Origin of the sequence: Methylobacterium sp. J-048 (assembly GCF_022829515.1) — a bacterium.
Taxonomy (GTDB): Bacteria; Pseudomonadota; Alphaproteobacteria; order Rhizobiales; family Beijerinckiaceae; genus Methylobacterium.
This window is the reverse complement of record NZ_JAKSYL010000032.1, coordinates 1-283: the sequence shown is the minus strand read 5'-3', so window position 1 is coordinate 283 and position 283 is coordinate 1. Positions and strand designations below refer to the sequence as shown.

At 68.9% G+C, this 283-nt stretch carries 2 pseudogenes; one reads left to right on the top strand and one right to left on the bottom strand.

The window, feature by feature from the left end:
* A pseudogene (locus MKL09_RS00945) lies at positions 1-136 on the top strand (SDR family NAD(P)-dependent oxidoreductase); the annotation flags it as partial.
* 5 nt (positions 137-141) lie between these two features.
* On the opposite strand, the pseudogene MKL09_RS32280 reads toward MKL09_RS00945, so the two are convergent.
* A pseudogene (locus tag MKL09_RS32280) lies at positions 142-283 on the bottom strand (DNA translocase FtsK); the annotation flags it as partial.

Genomic DNA, 283 nt, shown 5'->3' with positions numbered 1-283 from the left:
CACCGACGTGACCGACCCGGCCTCGATCGCCAACCTGTTCGCCCAGACCAAGTCCCGGTTCGGCCGCCTCGACCTGCTGTTCAACAATGCCGGGATCGGCGCGCCGCCTGTGCCCCTCGAAGACCTGCCGCTCGAGACGTGAGTCACGACCGGGCCGGGGCGCACCGCCAGGATGTCGCCGCGCACGCCGAAATCCTGCACCGTCTGCTGGAGGTTGAGGGCGTTCTGCTCCAGCACGTCGGCGTCGACTTCCTCGGTGCTGTTCTCATCCGGCAGGGCGAGC